Origin of the sequence: Acinetobacter sp. WC-141 (assembly GCF_000313935.1) — a bacterium.
Lineage (GTDB): Bacteria > Pseudomonadota > Gammaproteobacteria > Pseudomonadales > Moraxellaceae > Acinetobacter.
On record NZ_AMSS01000044.1, the window covers coordinates 1 to 22465 of the forward strand.

Here is a 22465-nt window from a genome sequence, read left to right on the forward strand (position 1 = left end):
CTGTAGCGACCCTTTGCCGTGAACACGGCATGAGTAATGCTACCTTTTATAAATGGCGTGCCAAATATGGTGGTATGGATACATCATTAATGGCTCGACTGAAAGAGCTAGAAGCCGAAAATACCAGACTTAAAAAGATGTATGCGGAAGAGCGATTAAAGGCCGAAATCATCCAGGAAGCGATGGCAAAAAAGTGGTAAAGCCATCTTGCCGGCGTAAGATGGCACAACAGGCAGTTGCCCAGCATGCCATTAGTATTCGTTTGGCTTGTAAAGCATTTGGCATTAGTGAAACCTGCTACCGCTATCAAGCCAAACTCAGCGATGACAATGCACTCATTGCTGAACAGCTCATTGAACTCACTGAGGAAAATTCCGATTGGGGCTTTGGTTTGTGCTTCTCGTATTTACGGCATGTTGAGAGTTGCTGCTGGAATCACAAGCGGGTTTACCGCATTTACTGTGAGTTGGCACTGAATCTGCGTATTAAACCGAGAAGAAGACTAAAACGGCATGCGCCTGAACCATTGAAAGAACCAATCCGAGAAAATCAGGTTTGGTCATTAGATTTTATGCATGATCAGCTTTCCGATGGTCGCAAGTTTCGATTATTGAATGTGATTGATGATTACCGCCGCGAAGGCCTAGCCATTGAAGCAGGGTTCTCATTGCCCACAATCAGGGTTATTCGTACGTTGAATCAATTGCTGGAGTGGAGAGAAAAACCGTTAGTGATCCGATGCGATAATGGTCCCGAATTTATCAGTCACGAATTTGTGCGCTGGGCTACTGAGCACGGTATTCGTATTGAATATATTCAACCGGGTAAGCCACAGCAGAATGCGTATATTGAACGCTATAATCGGACCATACGTTATAGTTGGCTGAGCAAGCATTTATTTGATACTTTGGATGAAGTACAAGATTATGCAACAAACTGGTTGTGGCATTACAACCATGAAAGACCACATCAAGCTAACAAAGGAAAGCCACCTCTAATGGCTGCTTAACCTCTACTTTTAACTTCGGTTATTTATGGGAGGATTACCATCTGGAGAAAAAATAACGTAATCTTTATTAATATAAAAACTCCTAACAATAGAAAAAGAATCTCAAAAAATTAATATGTACTATCTTTCCTCTGGAAACAGAGGAAAGATAACTTTTTTAATCATCAGATAGGATATAGAAAATGTTTATTGCAAAAAATATATTTGTATATTTACTATCAATGTTAGCTTTATGCTTACTCATTATTTTATTTAATTACCTAGGAATGAATGAGACGACCAACCTCGTTCTTTCTTCAGCTCTCTTTGGAATATTTATCACTTGGTATTACAAAGGTAGTGGACTATGCCTAGCCTTATTTAGTTTTTTTTATTGGGCAATGTTCGTTATTAGTCAAAGTTTAGAAGTGATCTGGATGTTCTCAATTTCAGTTATTGTGTATTTAATCATGACTAAAATAATACCTAAACTCAAGTATATCCAGATCGGTATAACGTCAAATGTTAGAACGGATTTACACCACGATTGACCATTCCCACTTTCTTAACAGGAATAATTTTAGTTTGCTCAGTAATTAATAGCTCATCTAAGAAGAATTTGAGATTTTGTTCATCAAGACGGATGGGATTAAAACTTGATTCACCCATATTTAAAAAGAAAGATTCAATATTTGTATTACGCTGTACATATTTCATTGACCAACGCTGAAAAGAGTTTTTATCAATGGAATATGTACACAACCATTTAATATTATGGTGTCGTTGATCATTTTTAATTTTTTCAAATAATCCTTCAACTAACTCTTGCTCACCTTCTAGACATTGAAAGAAAGCATTATCAGCATAATAGAGCACACCACAAATTTGATTCAAATCATTGAAATTTCGAGCTTCTGTCAGGATATCACGTAAATCTTGTAATAAATCTTCATTTTTTTCGTTTCGTTGGCTGGCATAACACAGTCGAACGTTCATTAACAATTCCGTGAAATATAAAATTTCTTTATTTAAAGATTTTCTAATCTAACATATATCTATTCCTGATAATTTATATTTCTTCTCCACATTAAGTATATGCTTAAACAACCAACTGATGAGTGATTATGAAAAACTTATTAGACTTATATACTGGATATAAAACAAAAAGCCCTCTTACTAGAGGACTTTTAGAGATCTTAAAAGAAAACAGAATTTCCTTTAAAAGACAAAAATAAAAAAAGCACTAAATAGTGCTTTTTTTCTTACTGAAATATTATTGTGGAATAATATTTACAGCATTTGGGCCTTTTTGACCTTGAGTAACGGTAAACGTTACACGTTGACCTTCGTGTAAAGTTTTGAAACCTGAACCAGAGATCTCTTTGAAGTGAGCAAACACATCTGGACCGTTGTCTTGTTGAATGAAACCGAAACCTTTAGTTTCGTTAAACCATTTTACTGTACCGCTTACTGTATTAGACATGATATATCCTACTGATTTCTAATATTTTAGCATCATTTAATAATGACACTAACATAACTTTGAAAAAAGAATAACAAATTGAGTTAAGATCTTAAAAAACGAAGGATTATGACTAAAACTACGATACTTTAAAGAAGATTTACTAACAAGACTTTTTTCTAGTTAAGAGCATGATACACTAAATAAATTTCTATTCAAGCTTTTTATGAAAAAAATTTTATAAATTATAATAAAAAACCGAAAAACAATAACTTAATAAGACAACTAAAAACTTAGTATATTCCCTACTTAACCAACAACTTACATCTGATTAGATAAAATAGAGGTGAGCAGAAGAATGCATGGTTATAACTTATCAAACAACAGAATAAAATATAAATAAAGAGATGAAATAATTTGAGCTTTAAAAAATTCAGGCAATAAAAAAACTCCTAAAGAGGAGTTCTATTTTTTAAATCTTGGCAGAGGATCAAGGACTCGAACCTTGACGAACGGTTTTGGAGACCGTCATGCTACCATTACACCAATCCTCTATCTTTATGATTAAATAGCTAAGGATTTAATCATAAAAAAAGCAAGAACATCGTCTTGCTTCTTTTAATGGTGGGGGCGAAGAGACTCGAACTCTTACACCTTGCGGCGCTGGAACCTAAATCCAGTGCGTCTACCAATTTCGCCACGCCCCCATCTGGGACATTTATTTAAAATAAATGTGGCAGAGGATCAAGGACTCGAACCTTGACGAACGGTTTTGGAGACCGTCATGCTACCATTACACCAATCCTCTTCCAAGATATAGATGACTTAACACCTGTATCAAACTTTAAGCTTTAACTTAAAGTGGTGGGGGCGAAGAGACTCGAACTCTTACACCTTGCGGCGCTGGAACCTAAATCCAGTGCGTCTACCAATTTCGCCACGCCCCCGATGGCTGTGTATATTAGCGATAAGAACTTGCAGTGACAAGTGTTTTTTTTTCAAAAATTCCTGACCGAGTAAATAGTATACAGAAACTAGATCAATGATTTTTATCAGATTGAAACTGATTTTAAGCAATTTAACGCTTCAGCAGCATTTGAGAATCGATTTTGCTGCTTTTTTTGCAATAAACCTAAAAGTAATGGATAAAAATTCATAAATTGTGTTGGCAATTGAATGGTTAAATTTTGGCAATGTAATACTGCCCAATCATAGTAACTCCCTGCTTCTAAGCGAGTTTGGGTTAACCATTCATATAGAACAATACCAAATGCATATAAATCGCTTTGTATATCTTTACTGGCCCCTCCAAACAACTCTGGAGCCATATAACGTGGTGTAGCATCCATCCTTAAATCTGAATTCGATAAAAGTCGAGCTTTCTCAAAATCAATCAAATAAGCATTTTGCTCAAACTTTCGAAAATGCTCTTTCTTAATATCTCCATGAATCCAACCAAATTTATGGAGTTCTGCGAGTTTATCTAGCGAGAACCAAATCGTATGATAGATATCAGTTAAATCCGTCTTATGAGGCAATGGGCCAAACCACAAATCAGTATCAGGTAAAATTAAAACTCTACCTAAAGAATGGTTTAACTGAGGAATAGTACTCACTTCGATTAATTTATGGGGTAAAAGCCATGCAGTTTTTTTATGATTGATTTCTTCGTAAAACAATTGTTCATGTATGAAGTCTCGCTCACTTTGAACAAATGTCTCAGGCAAATGATATTTTAACCAATAGTTTTTGTTATCTATACGACATAGCCATAGATACCGCCCTAAAGCGGCACTTGCAGGCTTTGTCACACTTTTTAAATTTTCTATATGCGAAGCAAAATCATGCTTCAGCATAATATGACTCTGGCTGTTGTTGCTTTTCTTCAAAACGCAAAACTTCTAAACAATGCTGAATCGTCTTACCAATACGAGCATGGGTCTCAATCGAAGAAATCTTTGGCCAAGTCGCACGCTCCCCTTCTCGTTGCAAACGTTTAAACAAATGCGGACGTGGGTTTTGCAAAGTATAGGTATAGTGACTCAAACCATATTTAGCAATGATATTCACATCGCCATAATAACGCTGTCCCATTACACCATAGCCATGATCGAGTAATCGTCTAACCGGAGAAATAGAACCAAGTCTTTGACGTGTAAAGTCCATAAGTCCCATAGATAGCACTTTACCTTGACGTCTTAAAATCCGTTCTGGCCAACTTAAAACGTCTTTACGAAAGCGGTCTGCGTCATTTTGCATAAATGGAACAATATGTGGGTTAACCTGACTCGCGATGGTGTAATTTAAATTATATAGACGTGCCATTCTTTCTTGCGGAAAATCACTTCTTACACTGCCATCTACCCATTTTGTATTTGCCATATAAGGCGTGTGTTCGCCGTCATAACGTTTGCTGGTTAAACGTACGGGTGGAAATAATACAGGTACAGCACATGAAGCCAACACAGCACTCCACACTAAAACATTAGGCGTCATAATGGCATTCATGATTCGCGGGTTTTCTGTTGCATCATAGGGTGCAACCGCAACATTAATGTTTAAACCAGATTTTTTGAAAGCCTCCTCAAACGTGAGATCACCCAGATTTTCAACAAGGAACTTTTTCAAATAGTGCACATCGGCAATTCCACCATTTCCTTTAATGAGCTCACGAAGTTTTCTAAAGTGAAAAGCATCACTAAAAAATTGTTCTCCATTTAATAAATTTTGAACATCTTCACGGGCAGAAGTTCCGAGCATGCCTGTCATAATTGCCCCTGCACTTGAGCCAGACAATACTTTAGGCATTAAATCTTGTTCAATTAAAGCTTTACACACTCCAGTGTGAAAAAGACCTAAAGTCGCACCACCCGAGAACATAAGCGCTGGTTGTCCATATGCTTTTTCACAATTTTCAAAAAACTCAATTTTTTCTTTTCTTTGAAAAGTAATACATTCACTTGAAGCAATATAGGCCAAGCTTTGACTAACTTCTTCAATATAATCTTCAATTAATTTTTTTGTTCCCACATGCGTTGCAGCAAACAACATAGGGTGACCAATATTTGCAATATCGTAGGTTAGACCTTCTTTGAGTAAATAAATGAGATCTAGCGTTCGATGTTGCTGACGATATCTTTTCAGTAAAGTGTATCTATAAGAAATGAGTTCTGCATCGAAGTAAGGCGAACTATTATCAAACTTCCACTCTTGCACACCTGTTTCTTCATCTAGTTTTAGTGCAAAAGATTTCCACTCTTCATAAGATTCAGCCATGTCTAATTGACGTTGTAATTTTTTGATACGGTAGGCCTGATGCGGATTCATATCACTTCGTATTTTTTCAAACATATTTCGTCCTCATCTTCACAGATGATTTTACTGAATAGACACAGCAACACTATGCGCGGTCTGAAGATTTCAATCAATTGCAAAACCGATAAACTGTATAGATAACAACTTTTTTGTCAGCCTGTTAATTTCGGTGTTAGTATCCTATTAAATTACTGTTTAACATGATTGACTTACCATGGCTACCATTGATTTACCAGATAATTTAGTTCAAACATTATCACTTGTATTAAATCAGTTACAGCAGGTCTTACCTGAACCTAAACAAGAGACAGATTTTAACGCACCTGCTTTTAGATGGGAAAATCAGCAACTTAAAGCTATCTACACACCTAAAGATATTTATCTTGATGACTTAAAAGGAATTGAACGTCAAAAAGAAAAAATCATTCAAAACACTTTGCAATTTTTAAATGGTTTACCCGCAAATGATGTGCTTTTAACTGGCTCGCGTGGTACAGGAAAGTCATCAATTGTTCGTGCTCTATTGACTGAATATGCCCCTCAAGGATTACGTTTAATTGAAATTGAGCGTGACGACCTGGCAGATTTACCTAAAGTTCAGAAACTTATTCAAAACCGACCTGAAAAATACATCGTGTATTGTGATGACTTAGCGTTTAATGCTGAAGATGAAAATTACCGTAGTTTAAAAAGTGTATTGGATGGTTCATTACAGTCAGGTTCAAGTAATTTTATTATTTATGCGACCAGTAACCGCCGTCATTTGTTACCAGAATTCATGCATGAAAATACGCCTGTAACCAAGGTTGATGTTCCACAATATACTGAATTGCACCCACAAGAAGCGATTGAAGAAAAGATCTCTTTGTCAGATCGTTTTGGTTTATGGTTATCTTTTTATCCAATGGATCAGAGTTTATATTTAGAAATCGTAGAGCATTATATTCATAAGGCAAATATGGTTTTTAACGACGAAGTTCGTGCTGAAAGTTTGCGTTGGTGTCAAATGCGTGGTCAACGTTCAGGTCGTGCCGCTTATCAGTTTTCTAAGCACTGGATTGGTTTAAATGGCTTAAAAGAGCTGTCTAACAATTAAACAAAATGTCCCACAAAGCCTTAGCTTTGGCCTGAAAACCGCTTAGTTTTGATAGTTGTTTTTCATAACCTAAAACAAAGATAGTCTTATCATGATTTAGGTTTATATATGAAAAAACAATTGCCCAAAATTTCTATAGGCAGCAAAGTTTTAGGTCAAAGCTTATTGCTCGCGCAAGGTGTTATAGATAAAGCAGAAAAATACTCAACTCTTCCTTTTTCTCAGTCTCATATCATCCAGCCCCGAGTTAATGAAAAATATTATAGCTGGACTCATTACGGCATCTTTTTTCCGCTTTTGCCTGAGCCACATCGTTATTTAAATATTATGATTTTACTAGGCACACCCGGTGCTCTCGCATTTGATCACGATAATATAATTGATGGAAAACCTAGAAAAACAGCTACTTTCTTTTCAAGTACAGCCGCAATTGAGCAAGCTTTGCTTAAGGCTTATATCATTCCTGAAGATACAAAAATTAATGAAGATGGAAGCTTAATCGAACTAGGTCAAGAAATTTCAATTCAAGGAAAATTCCCGCAAATTCATGTCCATGGACACTATGAGGGACTTGATTTCAACTTTGATATCGATGTTACCCCACATGTTTCTTGGTTCATAAAAACACCGATTTATGATCATTTTAGTTTATTGGCAAAGTTTAAAGGCTATTTAAACTACCAAGCAGAACACATTGAAAGCGAGGGGCTCTGCACTTATGAATATGCCCGAGCGGTTGGGCCACATAGTTTCATAAACAAACTTCTTCCTGATGCCCACAAACTGCCGCTTGATTTTTTTACTTATCAAATTATTAATTTAAATGAAACCACTCAACTTCTTCTAACAAAAGCAGATATTGCGGGACAGACAGCGGCTTATACTTTGCATATTAGATATCTTGACCGACCCGCAGAAATTTATACAGATGTCAGTTTTGACGTTATTTCCCATCAAGTGGATGATTACGTCTCACCAACTGGACAAAAGATGCGACTTCCGAAATATTTTTCATGGATTGCTAGAAATGATGCGAAACAAATTATTTTAAATATTCAGGCAGAAATTGACTGCCCACTCCGCTACGGTCATGGGCGAGGTTATGCAAGTAGTTATATATTTACCGGTAATTATTTCGGTAATGAAGTTCAAGGCCGTGGATATATCGAATACATTGATATTGAAAACCAAAAAGCTTTTGAATAGAAGTTGTTTTACTCAGGAATAGACAACTCAGTCATTGGCCAACGTGGTGTTGTGGTTACAGCCAGACCATCATGTTGGCCTGCTTTTAAGCGTTGATAACCTGCAAAAGCAATCATTGCCCCATTATCAGTACATAAAGCAGGTTCTGCGTAATAAACTTGTGCTTTAATTTTAGCTAATGAGGTTTCCAACTGTTCACGTAATCGTAAATTTGCGCTTACTCCACCCGCAATAACTAAACGCTTAAGTCCAGTTTGCTTTAAGGCTTTTACTGATTTTTTTACTAATGTATCTACAATTGCTTCTTGGAATGAAGCTGCAATATCTGCGTCTCGGTTTTCACCATTCAATTTTTTCAATTGCACAGAAACTGCTGTTTTTAAACCACTAAAAGAGAAATCTAAACCTTGATGAAGCATTGGTCGCGGAAATTCAAATGCTAACGGATTACCACTTAAAGCCAATTTCGCAATATTAGGACCGCCTGGGTATGGCAAGCTCATCATTTTTGCAACTTTATCAAAGGCTTCCCCTGCTGCATCATCAATAGATTCACCTAAAAGCTCATATTGACCAATCCCGTGAGCTGCCATTAGTTGTGTATGTCCACCTGAAACTAATAAGGCAACAAATGGAAATTCGGGTGGTTGACTTGAGAGTAAAGGTGCCAACATGTGCCCCTCCATATGGTGAACACCAATGGCAGGTTTATTTAAAGAAAAAGCTAAAGTTCTTCCAAATAAAGCCCCTGTCATTAAGGCTCCCATTAAGCCAGGACCACGTGTATAAGCAACAGCATCAATCTCTTGTTTTGTTACACCACTTTGCTCAAGCAGTTGATTCATTAAAGGAATTAATTTACGAACATGGTCTCGAGAAGCAAGTTCAGGTACTACTCCACCATATTCGGCATGAAGTTTAATCTGGCTATAAAGAACCTGTCCCCGCAAGCCGAGTTCGCTATCATAAAGTGCCAACCCTGTTTCATCACAAGAAGTTTCCAAGCCTAAAACAATCATCAAAACTGCCTTTTATATGAGTCAAAATATTGCAATCGCTATTATAGACTTGTGATATGAGTTGTAAATGAGTAAAATACTGACCTTCACTTGTGATCCGGCACAATAGTGTGCTTGATCTTATCCATAATCTAGAGGATTTTACATGCCACAAGTTAAGTTGAAAGAAGGCGAACCAGTTGACGTAGCTATCCGTCGTTTCAAACGTTCATGCGAAAAAGCTGGTGTTTTAGCTGACGTTCGTAAACGCGAATTCTACGAAAAACCAACTCAAGAACGTAAGCGCAAAAAAGCTGCTGCAGTTAAACGCTACCAAAAGAAATTGGCTCGCGAATCTGTACGTACTACTCGCCTTTACTAATTAATTTGTGATTGACTGCTGAATTATGACTACTTTAAAAAACCAAATTACTGATGCATTAAAAACTTCTATGCGTGCCAAAGATATGGCAACAGTGACGGTTTTGCGTAGTCTACAAGCAGCAATTAAGCAAATCGAAGTCGATGAGCGCATAGAGCTTGGCGACGCTCAGGTTCTTGCGGTCATTGAAAAGCAAATTAAACAACGTAAAGAATCGATCAAAGCCTTTGAAGGTGCTGGTCGTGATGATTTAGCTAGTAAAGAACAAGCCGAAGCTGAGATTTTATCTCAGTTTCTACCAGAAGCTATGACTGAGGAAGAGCTTGATTCTCTTATTGAGCAAACGATTTCTGCTCAAGAAGCAACTAGCATGAAAGATATGGGTAAGGTGATGAATTCTCTACGTCCGATCATAGCCGGGCGTGCCGATCCTTCTGTAGTTTCAGCAAAAATTAAAGCTAAATTAGCTTAACCTCTTCTCTTAAATTCTATATTCCCTCAAACCAAATTTCTTTTTAGTTTGTGCGTGTTTATATATTTGAAACTTTTTAAAGATATATCTTTAAATTTTCATTCTTCGCTCATCTTGCATTTGTTTCAATCTACTGTCTATTCTAGCCGACATTGCTTGATTGTCTTTTGCTAATCGTTGAGCATGCAACATCGATTTAATTGCATTCTCTTCACTCCCCGACCAATATTCAGCTTCCGCTCGATAGCGCAGGACGTTGACTGCCCTCAAAGATGCTCCCTTGTCCAAATTAGCTGCTTGCTGTAAAAATTGCCAACCTTGGATATCTCTCGGGTTTTTATTGATAAACCGTTGAACCAGAGTTTGAACCTGGGCAAATTTTCCTTGGCGTAGCAACACTTCAGCCAACTTATAACTAAAAGCTCTATTTTCAGGCATAGTCATTTGTGTTGAAGCAATTGAAGTATAGGCTTGATCCAATTTGTTTTGTCCAAGATAAATATCAGTCTGCAATAACGTAACAAGAGGTTTTCCACTAGATTTCGCTTGGTCTAAAGTGGACTGTGCCTGTGCGTAATCACCTTGTTTCACGTAAAAAGCCGCTAAAGCAATAAGACCAGCAATATTTTTTTGTGAGGCCAGACTCTGTAGTTGGTTTTCAGTAGCCTGATTTGAAACCACCATGGTGTACCATTTTAAAATTTCAAAATCGGTATCATATATGCGATTTTTAACTTTAGGCATCTGGTTCGCACGAAGTCGAGCTTCACTCATGCGTTCAGTCGTTAATGGATGGGTCAGCCAGAAATCTGGTAAAAAACTCACCCGACTAGTCGCACGATGCATTGTTTCAAAATAGTCTGCCATACTCTGCGGGTTATAACCCGCTGCATACATATATTGCATGCCAATACGGTCCGCTTCACGCTCCTGATTTCGACTATATGTTAACTGTTTATCCATTAATGCAGCCTGCGTTCCCAACATCACTGCTGCTCCTGCATCTCCACCACCCTGTGCAGCTATGGCGACACCAGCTAAAAGCCCAGCTAAACTTAATAACGTTTGGCCCTTAAAGGCTTCCTCTGAACGGCTAAAATGCCTTTGTGATACGTGTGCAATTTCATGCGCCATGACGCCAGCAATTTCATCAATATTGCGAGCTGAACCAATAAGTCCAGTATTAAGTGCAAATAGACCACCTGGAACAGCAAAAGCATTAATTTGTGGATCTTTAATAACAACTAGACCAATAGGCTGACCAAGTTGAGTCTCACTCAAAATACTCGAAAATACTTGAAAAAATTGGTCTTCTAGCCAGATATCTTGGATAACGGGCATTTGTTTATGAACTTCACGAAAAACTTTTTCACCAATAAATTTTTCTTTTTGCTGATCAAGCAAGCCTATCCCACTTCCAATATTCGGAATTTCCACCTGACTCGCAGATGGCTGTGGGTCGAAAGACTGTGCATACGAAGCATTTGCTATAAAAGTCGCACTTAAAATAACTGGCAAAAATCTCAAAAGTTTTTCTCTATTAAAATTAAACCATAAAAAAAGCCTACTGATTTAAACCACAAAAAATGGTTTTCAATCAATAGACTTTTACTATATCACTCGAAATCGACTAGTTTTGCAATGAAGTGTTATTAATCACTTATACAAAGTTTGGGTTTACCAAATATCGGGGTGTTTTATCTTCTAAAGCTTCAACCAAATTTTTATAGGCAAGATTTGCCATTTTTTTACGGGTTTCGGCAGTAGCAGAGCCCACGTGAGGTAAAGTGACTACGTTTGGCAATTTAAAAAGTGCTGAGTCTTGCAAAGGTTCTTTTTCATATACATCTAAACCAGCAGCAAAGATCTGATTTTGCTGCAAAGCCTCAATTAAAGCTTGCTCATCCACCACCGAACCACGCGCAATATTAATAAAAATAGCGTGTTTTTGCATAAGGTCAAACTGAGTCTTACCCATTAAAGCTTTCGACTCATTATTTAAATCAACTGCGGTTACTACAAAATCAGACTGCTGTAGTAATTGATCCAAACCAAGATATTGTGCATTTAATGGTTCAGCTAATTCAGGCTTTTCACGACGATTATGGTAAACAATATTCATGTTAAATCCATAAAAACCACGTCGAGCAATAGCAGCTCCAATATTGCCAAGCCCAATAATTCCCAGTGTCTTTCCAAAAACATCTAAACCGAATTGCTGAGGTCCCACAGTTCTTTTCCATTCACCTTGTTTGGTCCAATGATCAAGAAAAGGAACTTTTCTAGCCGCGCTTAGTAATAATGTAAAAGCAAGATCAGCTGTTGTTTCAGTTAAAACATGAGGCGTATTTGATAACCAGATTTTTCTTTGATTTAAATAAGCCAGATCATAATTGTCATAGCCCACTGTTACAGATGAAATAATTTTTAGTTTTTGGGCAGGTGCAAGGTTATTTTCGTTCAGTAACCGTCCTGCACCAATCATTCCATCAGCATCTACAACGTGCTGTCGTATTTGTTCATTAATATCACCCAATTTTGGGTTAAGAACTACAACATGATAAGTCTGTTGCAATCGAGACAAAATTTCTTCATCAATTTGGCTAAAAACTACAACTTTTTTCATGTAAATCCCTACTACTCGTTGTTATCTTGCATTAATTTCCATAACCTTTTTTTAAGGAGTGGTTTCTCCAGCATTTCTTTTAAACTTGCTAAGTAGATAATATTAGCGTGTTGAATATAAGAACAATCACCAAGACACAATATCTTCTTCTCTGCTGCGACAGCATCTAAAAAGCCTTGTATATATGAACTAGCACCCCGCTGATCTTGATAAGTCGCTAAAGGGAAAGGCCATTTTAGTTCAGCATACTGCCCTATTTTTGCTTTTTGTATATTGCTCCAAAGCTGTTTTTCTTCTTTGGTTAAATTCGTAACATCTAAAAAAATAACACATTTTTCAAGAGAGAAAGCCTGCAACTCAAATGATGCAATCTTAATTACAGGTGCCGGTACTTCATTTTGAGGTGGTATAACAGACTGAACCTGAATTGGAGCGGGTGCCACAATTTCAGGTTTAACTTTTGGAATATCATTGATTTGCGGAGGTATTGGTTGTTCAAGAACCACCGGTTCCACAGAAGGCAATATCGGCTGCTGAGGTTCTTCAACGACATGATCTCGCCAAAGGCTTTGAGCATTATTTTTTTGGCACACCTGTGTCTTAGGAATCCATAAATCAATTCCTAAAGTTGCCAATATATTTCTTTGCTGCCCAATCATGTTTGAATCAATACCTCTACCTAAGCTACATTCTAACGGGCTTCAGCTTTTTTTTCAGTGTTTTATTTCGTTCAGTTGTTTTTATAGTCTTATATGTCTTTTAAATAATCATCACACTATTTCGTTTTTGCATTTGCTCAACAATTTCTTCTGTCTCAAAGCCAAAACGCCAATAAAGCAATTCAAGTACATCTAACTCGTCTTGTGTGATAATACGATCGCTCCACAAGCACATTTCTGCAATTGCTAAGATACTAAGACGGTCACGCAATAATAAACCCGCAATATCATTTAAAATTTCAGCCAAATCTAAAGGCTCATCCGAAATCTCATCATAGACATACATTTCATCTGGGTTGAGTAGCGAACGCAAAATACGCTCACGTACTTCTAACTGATTTGGACTATTAATTTGCTGAACATGAAGCAAGGCATCAATCAAACGGACAATTTGAGGTTTTACTTCTTCAAATGCAGTTGGCAAATGTAACGGCATCAAATTCAACTCATATTTAACTCGCTCCAGCAAAAGTGCATCTAGCAAACCAATCTCGCCATCTTCTTGAATAATGAGCGCTAGTTTAGTGAGAAATTGCCTCGCAATGCTTGCTGGCATATGTCCAATATTTTTACAAGCATCATGAAATATTTGAATATGAATACGACCATCAAGATTTAATAAGGCATCTATAATGGCATGACTAACTGGCGCATCTTTAGGGATAAATTCTCGATATTGACGAATCATCAAAATAGCGACCATTACCTCGCGCGAACCTGTAGCAGTTTGTAGCGCACGCTGAATGAGCTCAGGACGCTTTTTATTTCGACGTACATCACTACTAAGAGGCTTAATCGCATCATTTAATGCAAAACTAATCGGTGACAATCTTAATAAAGGCAGAGGTTGTGGAGATGACCACGGTACATAAATTTCTTTCTCAGATTCCTCTAAAAAATGAAATAAACTAAATAACGGACGATTGCGGAGTTTTTTTAAATTTTCTAATTGTAAATCTTGGAGCAAAGTCGGGTTTAATTCATAAATACGCTCACGAATACTCGGATGAATATTCATCCAGCTTTGAGGGCTAAGTGAGTTAGCAAAACACATATGTGCGATTGACTCAGAATAAGCACTATGAATTTGTGAACCGGAATGGTGAACATAAATACGCAATAAAGTCTGAGTATTAGCACTATTTTTTAATAATCGTACTGTTTTTTGGTCATTACGAAATGTGCGTCCACTCAAAGTTAAGTATTTAATGAATCGGGTAATCAGTACGCCTAAACTTCCAGCCAACCAAATTACCCCACCCACCGCAACAAAAACAGTTTCAAACTTATGTTTATAACCTGGGCTATAGCGCTTAAAACCTTGTTTCGCTAATTTACTACCCCACTGGCTAAACGTTGTTAATCCACTATATAAAATCTTTAATTTAGTATTTTCAACAGCTTCACCCGATAAAATCTGATTAAACTCATGGCCTAACAAACCATATAGTTCAAGTTTATCTAGATTTTGCAGGGCTCCCCAAGTCAAAATAATCACAATATCTTTAGGGTGAAAACCTGCAGTAAGCGCATTTACACCTACTTCATCAGGTAAAACGTATAAGGTTGGAACTTTCAGTGAAAAATTTTGCGCCAAATATTCAGTAATTTTTAATGCTTCAAGCTCTTCTGGTGTACTTTCTTCTTTTACTAAACGACGCGCTTTAAGTTGTTTTGCTAAAGAATGCCCACCTTTACGCAAGATATAAAGTTCAGTCACTACCGACCAAACCATAATAAAAAGTAATAGCGCGACAAAATAAGGGCTTAAAGTGTGCCACCAAATGGGCTGACTATAATCAAAAAAATGAACGAGTAAACCTAAAATTAAATTTAAGATAAAAATAGTAAGCAGCACAGCAACCAAACACATAGTGATGGACCATGCCATATTTTTATTTTCAATTAGATAGTGGCTTACTTCTTTCAATGTAAATATTCCCAATTACATTGTTAGTTTTCATCATAAAAGAAAAAAGCGGGAAACACCCGCTTTTTTCAGCTATTTCTATTCTTCTTTAATGCCTGTTAAATCTACAGAAGCTGCATCAACATTAACATCAATGTAGCCATCTTTTTTCTTTTTCGCAGAATCATTACGCTTCTGCTCCAAATTATTTAGATAAGCACCATCAATATCACCAGCAACATAGATTCCATCAAATACGGAGCAATCAAACTCAGTTAGATCAGGAACTTTGCTAGTACGTACAGCATTTTTTAAATCTTCCAGCTCTTGGAAAACCAAACGATCAGCACCAATAATTTCCTGGATTTCCTCTACACTGCGTTCTGAAGCAATTAGCTCAGTTTTAGCAGGCATATCAATACCGTAAACGTTTGGATACATAACCTGAGGCGCGGCTGATGCAAAGTATACTTTTTTCGCACCAGAATCACGTGCCATCTGGATGATTTCGTTACAGGTCGTACCACGAACAATTGAGTCATCAACCAGTAAAACATTCTTACCTTTAAACTCAAGTTCTACAGGGTTTAATTTCTGGCGTACTGATTTTTTTCGTTGCTGCTGACCCGGCATAATGAAGGTACGACCGATATAACGGTTTTTCATAAAACCTTCACGAAACTTAACACCTAGAATATTTGCAAGTTCTAGTGCTGAAGTACGGCTCGTATCGGGAATTGGAATAACCACATCAATATCATGGTCCTCACCCCAATCACGTAAAATTTTATGAGCAAGCTTTTCACCCATTTTCAAACGGGCTTTATAAACTGAAATTCCGTCAATAATCGCATCAGGACGTGCAAAATAAACATATTCAAAAATACATGGACGGTATTTTGGATTAGCCGCACATTGTCTTGTAAACAATTCACCATCTGAATTGATGAAAATTGCTTCACCTGGCTCAATATCACGTTCAATTTTGAAACCAAGAGCAGTAATAGCAACTGATTCAGAAGCGATGATGTATTCCATCTCGCCTTGTTCAGTCATACGCGAACCATAAATGAGTGGTCGAATACCATTTGGATCACGGAAACCTACCAAACCATGACCAGTAATCATCGCTACTACGCCATATGCACCTTTACAACGCTCGTGCACACGAGAAACCGTATGGAAAATATCATCTGGTGTTGGGTTTAAAGTACCGTTCTTCTGCAACTCATGCGCAAATACGTTCAAAAGAACTTCTGAGTCAGAGTCCGTATTCATATGACGTAAATCTGTTTTAAACAGGTCGTCATGAATATCTTCAGCATTGGTTAAATTACCATTATGTGCAAGCGTAATACCGTAAGGTGAGTTCACATAAAATGGTTGTGCTTCAGCACTGCTAGCAGAACCAGCAGTTGGGTAACGTACATGGCCAATACCATAATTACCAAGTAATGCTCTCATATGACGAGTATGAAAAACATCACGCACCATACCGTTATCCTTACGAAGGAAAAGACGGCCTTCATGGCAGGTTACTATTCCAGCTGCATCTTGCCCACGATGTTGCAACATCGTTAAAGCATCAAACAACATTTGGTTCACTGGCGATTTACCGGCTATACCAACAACTCCACACATAGCAACCTCGCAGACAAGCTAGGAATTAATAAAAAGGATTCTTTGTCGAATGGTCGGATCGATTTTCTAACTCTTCCGATTCGGCCATTGGTTTTGAAGGAGTACTTGATGCACTGCTTCCAGATGTTATTTGATGAAATGCCTCACTTGCTGCATCTTTAGATAACTCGGTAGCTAAAGGCGCATAAGGCAATAAAAATTGTATAAGTTTGGACTGTTTCCAATGTGGTGAACTTTCAACCCAAGGTCCTACGCCCTGCATTGTAATCAGCACAACTAACAAGCCTTTTAAAGAACCAAAAGCACCACCCGCTAAACGATTTAATGGCCCCAATTTCAGACTTTTCAAGAGGCCATTTAAAAATGCAGTGACGATCCATGTTAAAACAATGATCATAAGTGCGATAAAAGCGAAAGCTGCAATTTTTTGAACAACCGGATCATGACTTAAACCTGACATGGACGGCGCAAGAAGGACAGCATATTTTGCACCCATAATTAATGCAATGATCCATCCTACCAAGTTCGCAAAGGCTTTGATAAATCCTTGTCGCAAACCGTTTAGCCCCCCAATGAGCAAAAGTATCAGAATAATGATATCAATTGTGTTCATATTCACTTAAGTCATGGCTGCAACACATTGTTTTACTAATATAGGACCGGTATAAATCAATCCGCTATAGATCTGTACTAGTGTTGCTCCAGCTTGCTGTTTGACTGCTGCTTGTTCACCCGACAAAATTCCACCTACGCCAATGAGCGGGATTTGTCCTTTTAACGTTTGAGCAAATAAACGTAAGCATTCTGTACTTTTTTCAAAAACAGGCGCACCTGATAAGCCACCTGACTCATTACCATTAGGAAGGTTTTCTACCCCTTCTCTAGATAAAGTCGTATTGGTAACAATTAGTCCATCAATTTTAAATTCCAATAATTGCGCTGCAATAAACTCAACATCTTCTGCTGTTAAATCAGGCGCAACTTTTAACACTAAAGGAACATAATGGTTATATTGCTCGGCAAGCTCAAGTTGTTTTTCTTTTAACGTTTGCAATAATTCAGTTAATGCATCGCCACTTTGTAAACTTCTTAAGTTCTTCGTATTTGGAGATGAGATATTAACGGTAATATAAGAAGCGTAGTTATAAACTTTCTCGAGGCAAATCAGGTAATCATCAACAGCCTTTTCTACAGGCGTATCTGCATTCTTACCAATATTGATACCTAGAATTCCTTTAAATTTTGAAGCTTTGACATTCTCAATAAGTTTGTCAACACCCTCATTATTAAAACCCATGCGGTTAATAATAGCTTTCGCTTCAGGAATACGAAACAATCGCGGCTGCGGATTACCCGACTGAGGACGAGGTGTAATTGTTCCAATTTCAATAAAACCGAAACCCAGTCCGGCTAAAGAATCAATATGTGCACCATTTTTATCAAGCCCAGCCGCTAAACCTACCGGATTTGGAAATTCAATTCCCATACAGGTTGTTGGTTTTGATTCTACGCTCTGACGTAGCAGGCCGAATTTATGTGCTTTATCAAGCATAGATAATGTTAATTCATGGGCACGCTCTGGTGCTAAACTAAACAACATCGGGCGAGCAAGTGAATATAACATACCAATCACAGTCTACTGATTTTAGGTAGGCATATTATAGGCACAGGCAGCACAAAACACCATGCTTAAGAACACCATATTTTAATATGTTATTGAACCGTCGCTGTTAATTTAATCTGTCCGTCACTTGAAACCATTTCCATTTTTTGAATACTTAAGCCCATTTGAGCAAGTTGGGTTAAAAAGTTTGCTAAAATTGCATAATTCTGATGAGTAACAATAATTTGTAACTGCTCACCATTTTGTTGAGAAGTGACCGTTAAGCCTTGTTGCTGAGCTACTCGTTGTATTTTTTCCGACTGGCCTAACTCAAGTTCATTTGCGGGTTTCATGGTAACCGCATTGCTCTGCATCCATACCATCAAATCTTTTAAATCATTTAAACGTTGCTGTTGTTGCTCCGCCAAGGAATGCATTTTCCAGAGTGAAGCACCGACAATGGCAACCACAACAAAAATTGTAGTAAAAACCACCATAATACGTTCGCGCACAGTTAAACGATCTAAATATTGAACGATCTGTTCAATCCACTGATCAAAGCGGTTTTGCAATTGAGTTATCATTTTCATTATTGTATTTTCACCACCCCGATTGCCCCACCACCATCGGCTTGAACATTACCGAGCTCTGCTTTGAATCCTTGCTGGTTAAGTTGCTGAGTTAAAGCTTGCAAATCATCTGCTGACTTTGCTTTTAATGCCATGGTCAGTGTTGAAGCATCATAATTTAACTGCTGAGCTAAAATTTGTCTTTGCATTAAAATAGGACCAACACGGCTCAATAAAGAAAGTGCTTGTGTATCACCTTGCTTACTCAGGCGTAAATGACTTTCAAATTGGCTTTTTATGTTCTGCTCATTTACACGACTAGAAGAGCCAAACCAATATTTATATTGCTCAATCGTCTGCTCAGCGGTTTGATTAGCCACACTTTTTAACTTAACCCAGCGCAACAAGTCATAGCTAAACTGAACCACTATAATTGCTAAAATAACGGCTGCACATGCTTTCCAATAACCAGAAACAGTTTGTTCTTGCCCTTTCGCTTTAGGTAGAACATTAAAAGGATGCTGTTTAGGTTTATCTAAACCCTGAAATTGATAAATAAATTCTGAACGCTGCTCCGCACTTGAAGCTGCCATCAAGCTTTCTAATTGCTCTGCTGTCAAACCACTATATTGATAATGAGTTTCAACTGGCTGGAACTCTAAAAATAATCCTAAATCATCTAGCGAATTACCGACCCATTTACTTTCACGCACAAGTAATTTCTGATCAATATTACACAAGACCACTTGCTGTTCTTGCGGTTCCGGTAAAATCAGAAAGTCCGGCAATAAAGCAACGAGCTTAATAGGCAACAAAGCCATTGCATGCTGCCACGTTTCCACTGTTGTTTTTGCCACGCCCAATATGGTTAATTGATCAGCATGAAAATGATGAACCACTTTCATATGATCAATCGGCAAAGTCACAAACTCTTCAAGCAAATATTTAACACCATCTGCCCCGAGTTGCTTGTAATGAGACTTTGCCATGTGCTGCTGGAGTACCTGAGCATGGCGACTAGGGAAAAAGATGACAGCTTCTTTTCCTTGATGTAGTTGCAGATCTTGTATTAATTGTTCAAGACTTGCTGCCTGCAACCAGTTTTCTCCGTTAGACCAATGCCATATTCCATTGGTTTCAGGCATCCATAAATACAGCATAATGGGCTAAATGACCTTTTTAATTATATTGTGGGTACAAAACTATTTTTTTGTGTTGATAAACCAGTTGCAATCACAGCCTGATCGTAAATTCGAGCTTCGGCCAGTGCAAATGGATTAAAGTTCTCATGTGTCAGTAATTCGGCAATATGCCCCACCACATTCATATGGCACACGACTACAATTGACTCATAAGGAACTTGAGACAACCACTCCACTGCTTCTTTGGCATTATCATCCGGTTTAATTTTATCGCATAACAGCACAGGCACATCTTTAAAATAGGTTTGAATATGAGCCAATGTCTCTTGTGCACGCAATAAAGGACTCACTACAAAAATATCGGGCTTAACAATATCTTTTAAAAATGTTGCTGTCTGCTCAGCTTGAGCATGCCCACGGGCAGTAAGCAAACGTTTCGTATCATTACCATTCACTGGAGGAGCGGCTTCCCCATGACGAACTAATGTCAGTTGCATAAATATTCCTTGTTAATAATTCTTGCATTATAACCGTAATTTATGACATTTCTTCTTCAGACTTCATGATGAGGTAAAACAAACTCAACATCACTACGATGTCCATTTTTCATAAGAGATAAAGCAATATTCAAAGGTGGCGCCCCCTCAAAGATCACCTCATATAAGGCATTGGTAATCGGCATATATACGTCTAGTTCTTCGGCTTTACCACGTACCTGAACAATCGTATTAATTCCTTCCGCTGTTTGCCCCAACTCTTTACTTGCTTGGTCAAGTGTTTTACCTGAACCCAAAGCATATCCAATCTGATAATTACGACTTAATGGACTATTACAGGTTGCAAATAAATCACCAACACCAGATAAACCTAAGAACGTTAAGGGATTTGCCCCTTGTTTAACTGCAAAACGACTCATTTCAGCCAAAGCACGCGTTAAAATCATACTCTTGGTATTTTCACCAATTTTGTAAGCTGCACCAATTCCCATTGCAACGGCGTAAATATTTTTAAGTGCCCCACCTAGTTCAACACCATGCACATCATCACTACCAAAAACTCGGAATAAAGCGCTATGAAGAGCATGCTGTACAGCGTAACGAACAAGTTCAGAATCACTAGCAATCACAGTACCTGATGGCATTCCCGCCATAATTTCCTTAGCGAGATTCGGACCAGACAAGACTCCGTAAGGAACTTCTGGTAGTTCTTCACGAATAATATCGCTCATGAAGCTAAAAGTTTTAGCCTCGACACCCTTCGTTAAAGAGACCACAGCTTGCGCAGTAATATACGGCGCAATTTGTTTTAATACATCACGAAATGAGTGACTAGGAATCGCCACCAAAATAATATCTCGATCACATACTGCTTGTTCTAAATCAGACACGGCACGTAATGATGACTCTAAAACAAAATCTGGCAGATAACGTTTATTAATATGAGTTTTATTGATTTCTTCTGCTGTATCCGTATCACGAATCCAGATCATAGTATCGCAGCCATTACGTGCAGCTAAATTGGCCATAGCTGTACCAAAGCTGCCTCCACCCAAAACAGTAATACGTAATGCCGTTTTTTTATCGACCACAACAGGTTCCACTAAATCTGTAAACTTAAATTCAGCCATGCTTTATTATCCTATTTCTTACTTTTGAGGCTCGTTAAGCCTGCCAAACCTTTACAAATTCTTTACTATCAATCTCTGCACGCGGTGCAATCGCTTTAGCTGCTGTGCCCACATAAATAATACCTGAAATTAAATCATGTGGTTGCAATCCTAAATGCTGTTTTAACCAATTTGATTCAACAACAGCCCCACTACGCCACATGGTAGAGAAACCTTGAACTTGTAAAGATAATAAAAGGTTTTGTACGGCAGCCCCCGTACTTAAAATCTGTTCAAAATGAGGAACCTTAGGATGGTCTTGCAATTGTGTAAGCGCTAAAATGAGCAAAGGTGCGCGGAAAGGATGTTGCTTAACGCGCTCAAGTTGCGCTGAGTCAGTTTCACCTAAATCGGCAAGTGCTTTCGCTAAAACCTCACCAAAAGCAGCGCGTTGTTCTGTCTCAATGACGACAAAACGTGTTGGTTTAAGTCTATGGTGGTCAGGAGCAGTTAAAGCCGCTTGAAAAGCCAACTCTAATTGATCTGCATTTGGCGCAGGCTCAGTCAATTGACCAATAGATTGACGTTGGTGAATATTCTGATGAATTATCTGTGTTGCTGAATCCGTCATTAATATTGATCTAACTCAAAAAATTCAAAATAGATTAGCATAATCTACAGATAATCCACCATTGAATCTAGAACATAAAAATAACGAGTTCATGCTTTGA

The 22465-nt window shown here is 37.8% G+C and carries 23 protein-coding genes and 4 tRNA genes; 6 read left to right on the forward strand and 21 right to left on the reverse strand.

Going from position 1 to position 22465, the window contains the following annotated elements:
- A protein-coding gene (locus ACINWC141_RS07410; protein WP_155757872.1) for an IS3 family transposase occupies positions 1–1009 on the forward strand; the annotation gives its coding sequence in 2 pieces (ribosomal slippage) (positions 1–186 and positions 186–1009; 1010 coding nt annotated over the 2 pieces). This gene is flagged as partial in the annotation.
- Between the two features lie 182 nt (positions 1010–1191).
- Positions 1192–1539: a hypothetical protein gene (locus tag ACINWC141_RS20055; protein WP_034677960.1), complete on the forward strand. Its 348-nt coding sequence runs from the start codon at positions 1192–1194 to the stop codon at positions 1537–1539.
- Here the strand turns inward: ACINWC141_RS20055 and ACINWC141_RS07420 are convergent.
- The 8 genes from ACINWC141_RS07420 to ACINWC141_RS07455 form a co-directional block, all read right to left on the reverse strand.
- Positions 1514–1984 carry an AnBLUF65 family BLUF photoreceptors gene (locus ACINWC141_RS07420; RefSeq protein ID WP_009389951.1) on the reverse strand — a complete coding sequence of 157 codons (471 nt, stop codon included), beginning with the start codon at positions 1982–1984 and terminating at the stop codon, positions 1514–1516. The genes ACINWC141_RS20055 and ACINWC141_RS07420 overlap by 26 nt on opposite strands.
- Before the next feature lie 277 nt (positions 1985–2261).
- Positions 2262–2471, reverse strand: coding sequence for a cold-shock protein (locus ACINWC141_RS07425; RefSeq protein ID WP_003650775.1), 210 nt, complete (start codon positions 2469–2471; stop codon positions 2262–2264).
- Positions 2472–2930: 459 nt separating this feature from the next.
- Positions 2931–3004, reverse strand: a tRNA-Trp gene (locus tag ACINWC141_RS07430).
- Positions 3005–3072: 68 nt separating this feature from the next.
- A tRNA-Leu gene (locus ACINWC141_RS07435) sits at positions 3073–3157 on the reverse strand.
- A gap of 27 nt (positions 3158–3184) precedes the next feature.
- Positions 3185–3258, reverse strand: a tRNA-Trp gene (locus ACINWC141_RS07440).
- Between the two features lie 54 nt (positions 3259–3312).
- Positions 3313–3397, reverse strand: a tRNA-Leu gene (locus ACINWC141_RS07445).
- 105 nt (positions 3398–3502) lie between these two features.
- Entirely contained in the window at positions 3503–4306 is an 804-nt protein-coding gene (locus ACINWC141_RS07450; RefSeq protein ID WP_034677963.1) for a protein kinase domain-containing protein, read from the reverse strand.
- Complete coding sequence (locus tag ACINWC141_RS07455; protein ID WP_009389794.1) at positions 4293–5801, reverse strand: DUF3336 domain-containing protein; 1509 nt, start codon at positions 5799–5801, stop codon at positions 4293–4295. Before ACINWC141_RS07455 ends, ACINWC141_RS07450 begins: the two co-directional genes overlap by 14 nt.
- Before the next feature lie 178 nt (positions 5802–5979).
- Here ACINWC141_RS07455 and ACINWC141_RS07460 point away from each other — a divergent pair, with 178 nt between their 5' ends.
- Positions 5980–6861 carry an ATP-binding protein gene (locus tag ACINWC141_RS07460; protein WP_009390008.1) on the forward strand — a complete coding sequence of 294 codons (882 nt, stop codon included), beginning with the start codon at positions 5980–5982 and terminating at the stop codon, positions 6859–6861.
- Positions 6862–6969: 108 nt separating this feature from the next.
- On the forward strand, positions 6970–8067 hold the full coding sequence (locus ACINWC141_RS07465; RefSeq protein WP_009390014.1) for a DUF6670 family protein: 1098 nt from the start codon (positions 6970–6972) through the stop codon (positions 8065–8067).
- An 8-nt stretch (positions 8068–8075) separates the two neighbouring features.
- Here ACINWC141_RS07465 and tsaD read toward each other — a convergent pair whose 3' ends face one another.
- Positions 8076–9086, reverse strand: coding sequence for a tRNA (adenosine(37)-N6)-threonylcarbamoyltransferase complex transferase subunit TsaD (gene tsaD, locus ACINWC141_RS07470; protein WP_005306952.1), 1011 nt, complete (start codon positions 9084–9086; stop codon positions 8076–8078).
- A gap of 145 nt (positions 9087–9231) precedes the next feature.
- On the opposite strand from tsaD, the gene rpsU reads away from it, so the two are divergent.
- Positions 9232–9447, forward strand: coding sequence for a 30S ribosomal protein S21 (gene rpsU, locus ACINWC141_RS07475; RefSeq protein WP_001136722.1), 216 nt, complete (start codon positions 9232–9234; stop codon positions 9445–9447).
- 25 nt (positions 9448–9472) lie between these two features.
- Positions 9473–9919, forward strand: coding sequence for a GatB/YqeY domain-containing protein (locus tag ACINWC141_RS07480; RefSeq protein ID WP_004791284.1), 447 nt, complete (start codon positions 9473–9475; stop codon positions 9917–9919).
- 90 nt (positions 9920–10009) lie between these two features.
- Here the strand turns inward: ACINWC141_RS07480 and ACINWC141_RS07485 are convergent, their stop codons facing one another.
- The 12 genes from ACINWC141_RS07485 to ACINWC141_RS07540 all read right to left on the reverse strand — a co-directional run bounded on the left by ACINWC141_RS07485 (position 10010) and on the right by ACINWC141_RS07540 (position 22365).
- Complete coding sequence (locus ACINWC141_RS07485) at positions 10010–11437, reverse strand: M48 family metalloprotease (RefSeq protein WP_009389991.1); 1428 nt, start codon at positions 11435–11437, stop codon at positions 10010–10012.
- 142 nt (positions 11438–11579) lie between these two features.
- Entirely contained in the window at positions 11580–12545 is a 966-nt protein-coding gene (locus tag ACINWC141_RS07490; RefSeq protein ID WP_009389792.1) for a 2-hydroxyacid dehydrogenase, read from the reverse strand.
- Positions 12546–12556: 11 nt separating this feature from the next.
- On the reverse strand, positions 12557–13204 hold the full coding sequence (locus tag ACINWC141_RS07495; RefSeq protein ID WP_009389949.1) for a hypothetical protein: 648 nt from the start codon (positions 13202–13204) through the stop codon (positions 12557–12559).
- A 100-nt stretch (positions 13205–13304) separates the two neighbouring features.
- Positions 13305–15194, reverse strand: coding sequence for a M48 family metalloprotease (locus tag ACINWC141_RS07500; RefSeq protein WP_005306963.1), 1890 nt, complete (start codon positions 15192–15194; stop codon positions 13305–13307).
- A gap of 78 nt (positions 15195–15272) precedes the next feature.
- Positions 15273–16814, reverse strand: coding sequence for an amidophosphoribosyltransferase (gene purF / locus ACINWC141_RS07505; protein ID WP_009389773.1), 1542 nt, complete (start codon positions 16812–16814; stop codon positions 15273–15275).
- Positions 16815–16839: 25 nt separating this feature from the next.
- Positions 16840–17427, reverse strand: a complete 588-nt coding sequence (locus ACINWC141_RS07510) for a CvpA family protein (RefSeq protein ID WP_034677974.1) — start codon at positions 17425–17427, stop codon at positions 16840–16842.
- 6 nt (positions 17428–17433) lie between these two features.
- Entirely contained in the window at positions 17434–18438 is a 1005-nt protein-coding gene (locus ACINWC141_RS07515; RefSeq protein WP_009389882.1) for a quinone-dependent dihydroorotate dehydrogenase, read from the reverse strand.
- A gap of 89 nt (positions 18439–18527) precedes the next feature.
- On the reverse strand, positions 18528–19007 hold the full coding sequence (locus ACINWC141_RS07520; RefSeq protein WP_009389990.1) for a type II secretion system protein M: 480 nt from the start codon (positions 19005–19007) through the stop codon (positions 18528–18530).
- A complete protein-coding gene (gene gspL / locus ACINWC141_RS07525) occupies positions 19007–20146 on the reverse strand; it encodes a type II secretion system protein GspL (protein ID WP_009389907.1) in 1140 nt (379 codons plus the stop codon). Before gspL ends, ACINWC141_RS07520 begins: the two co-directional genes overlap by 1 nt.
- 23 nt (positions 20147–20169) lie before the next feature.
- Complete coding sequence (locus ACINWC141_RS07530) at positions 20170–20625, reverse strand: SixA phosphatase family protein (RefSeq protein ID WP_009390026.1); 456 nt, start codon at positions 20623–20625, stop codon at positions 20170–20172.
- A 56-nt stretch (positions 20626–20681) separates the two neighbouring features.
- Complete coding sequence (locus ACINWC141_RS07535) at positions 20682–21755, reverse strand: NAD(P)H-dependent glycerol-3-phosphate dehydrogenase (RefSeq protein ID WP_009389957.1); 1074 nt, start codon at positions 21753–21755, stop codon at positions 20682–20684.
- Positions 21756–21789: 34 nt separating this feature from the next.
- Entirely contained in the window at positions 21790–22365 is a 576-nt protein-coding gene (locus ACINWC141_RS07540) for a nitroreductase family protein (RefSeq protein WP_009389775.1), read from the reverse strand.
- Positions 22366–22465 lie beyond the last annotated feature (100 nt).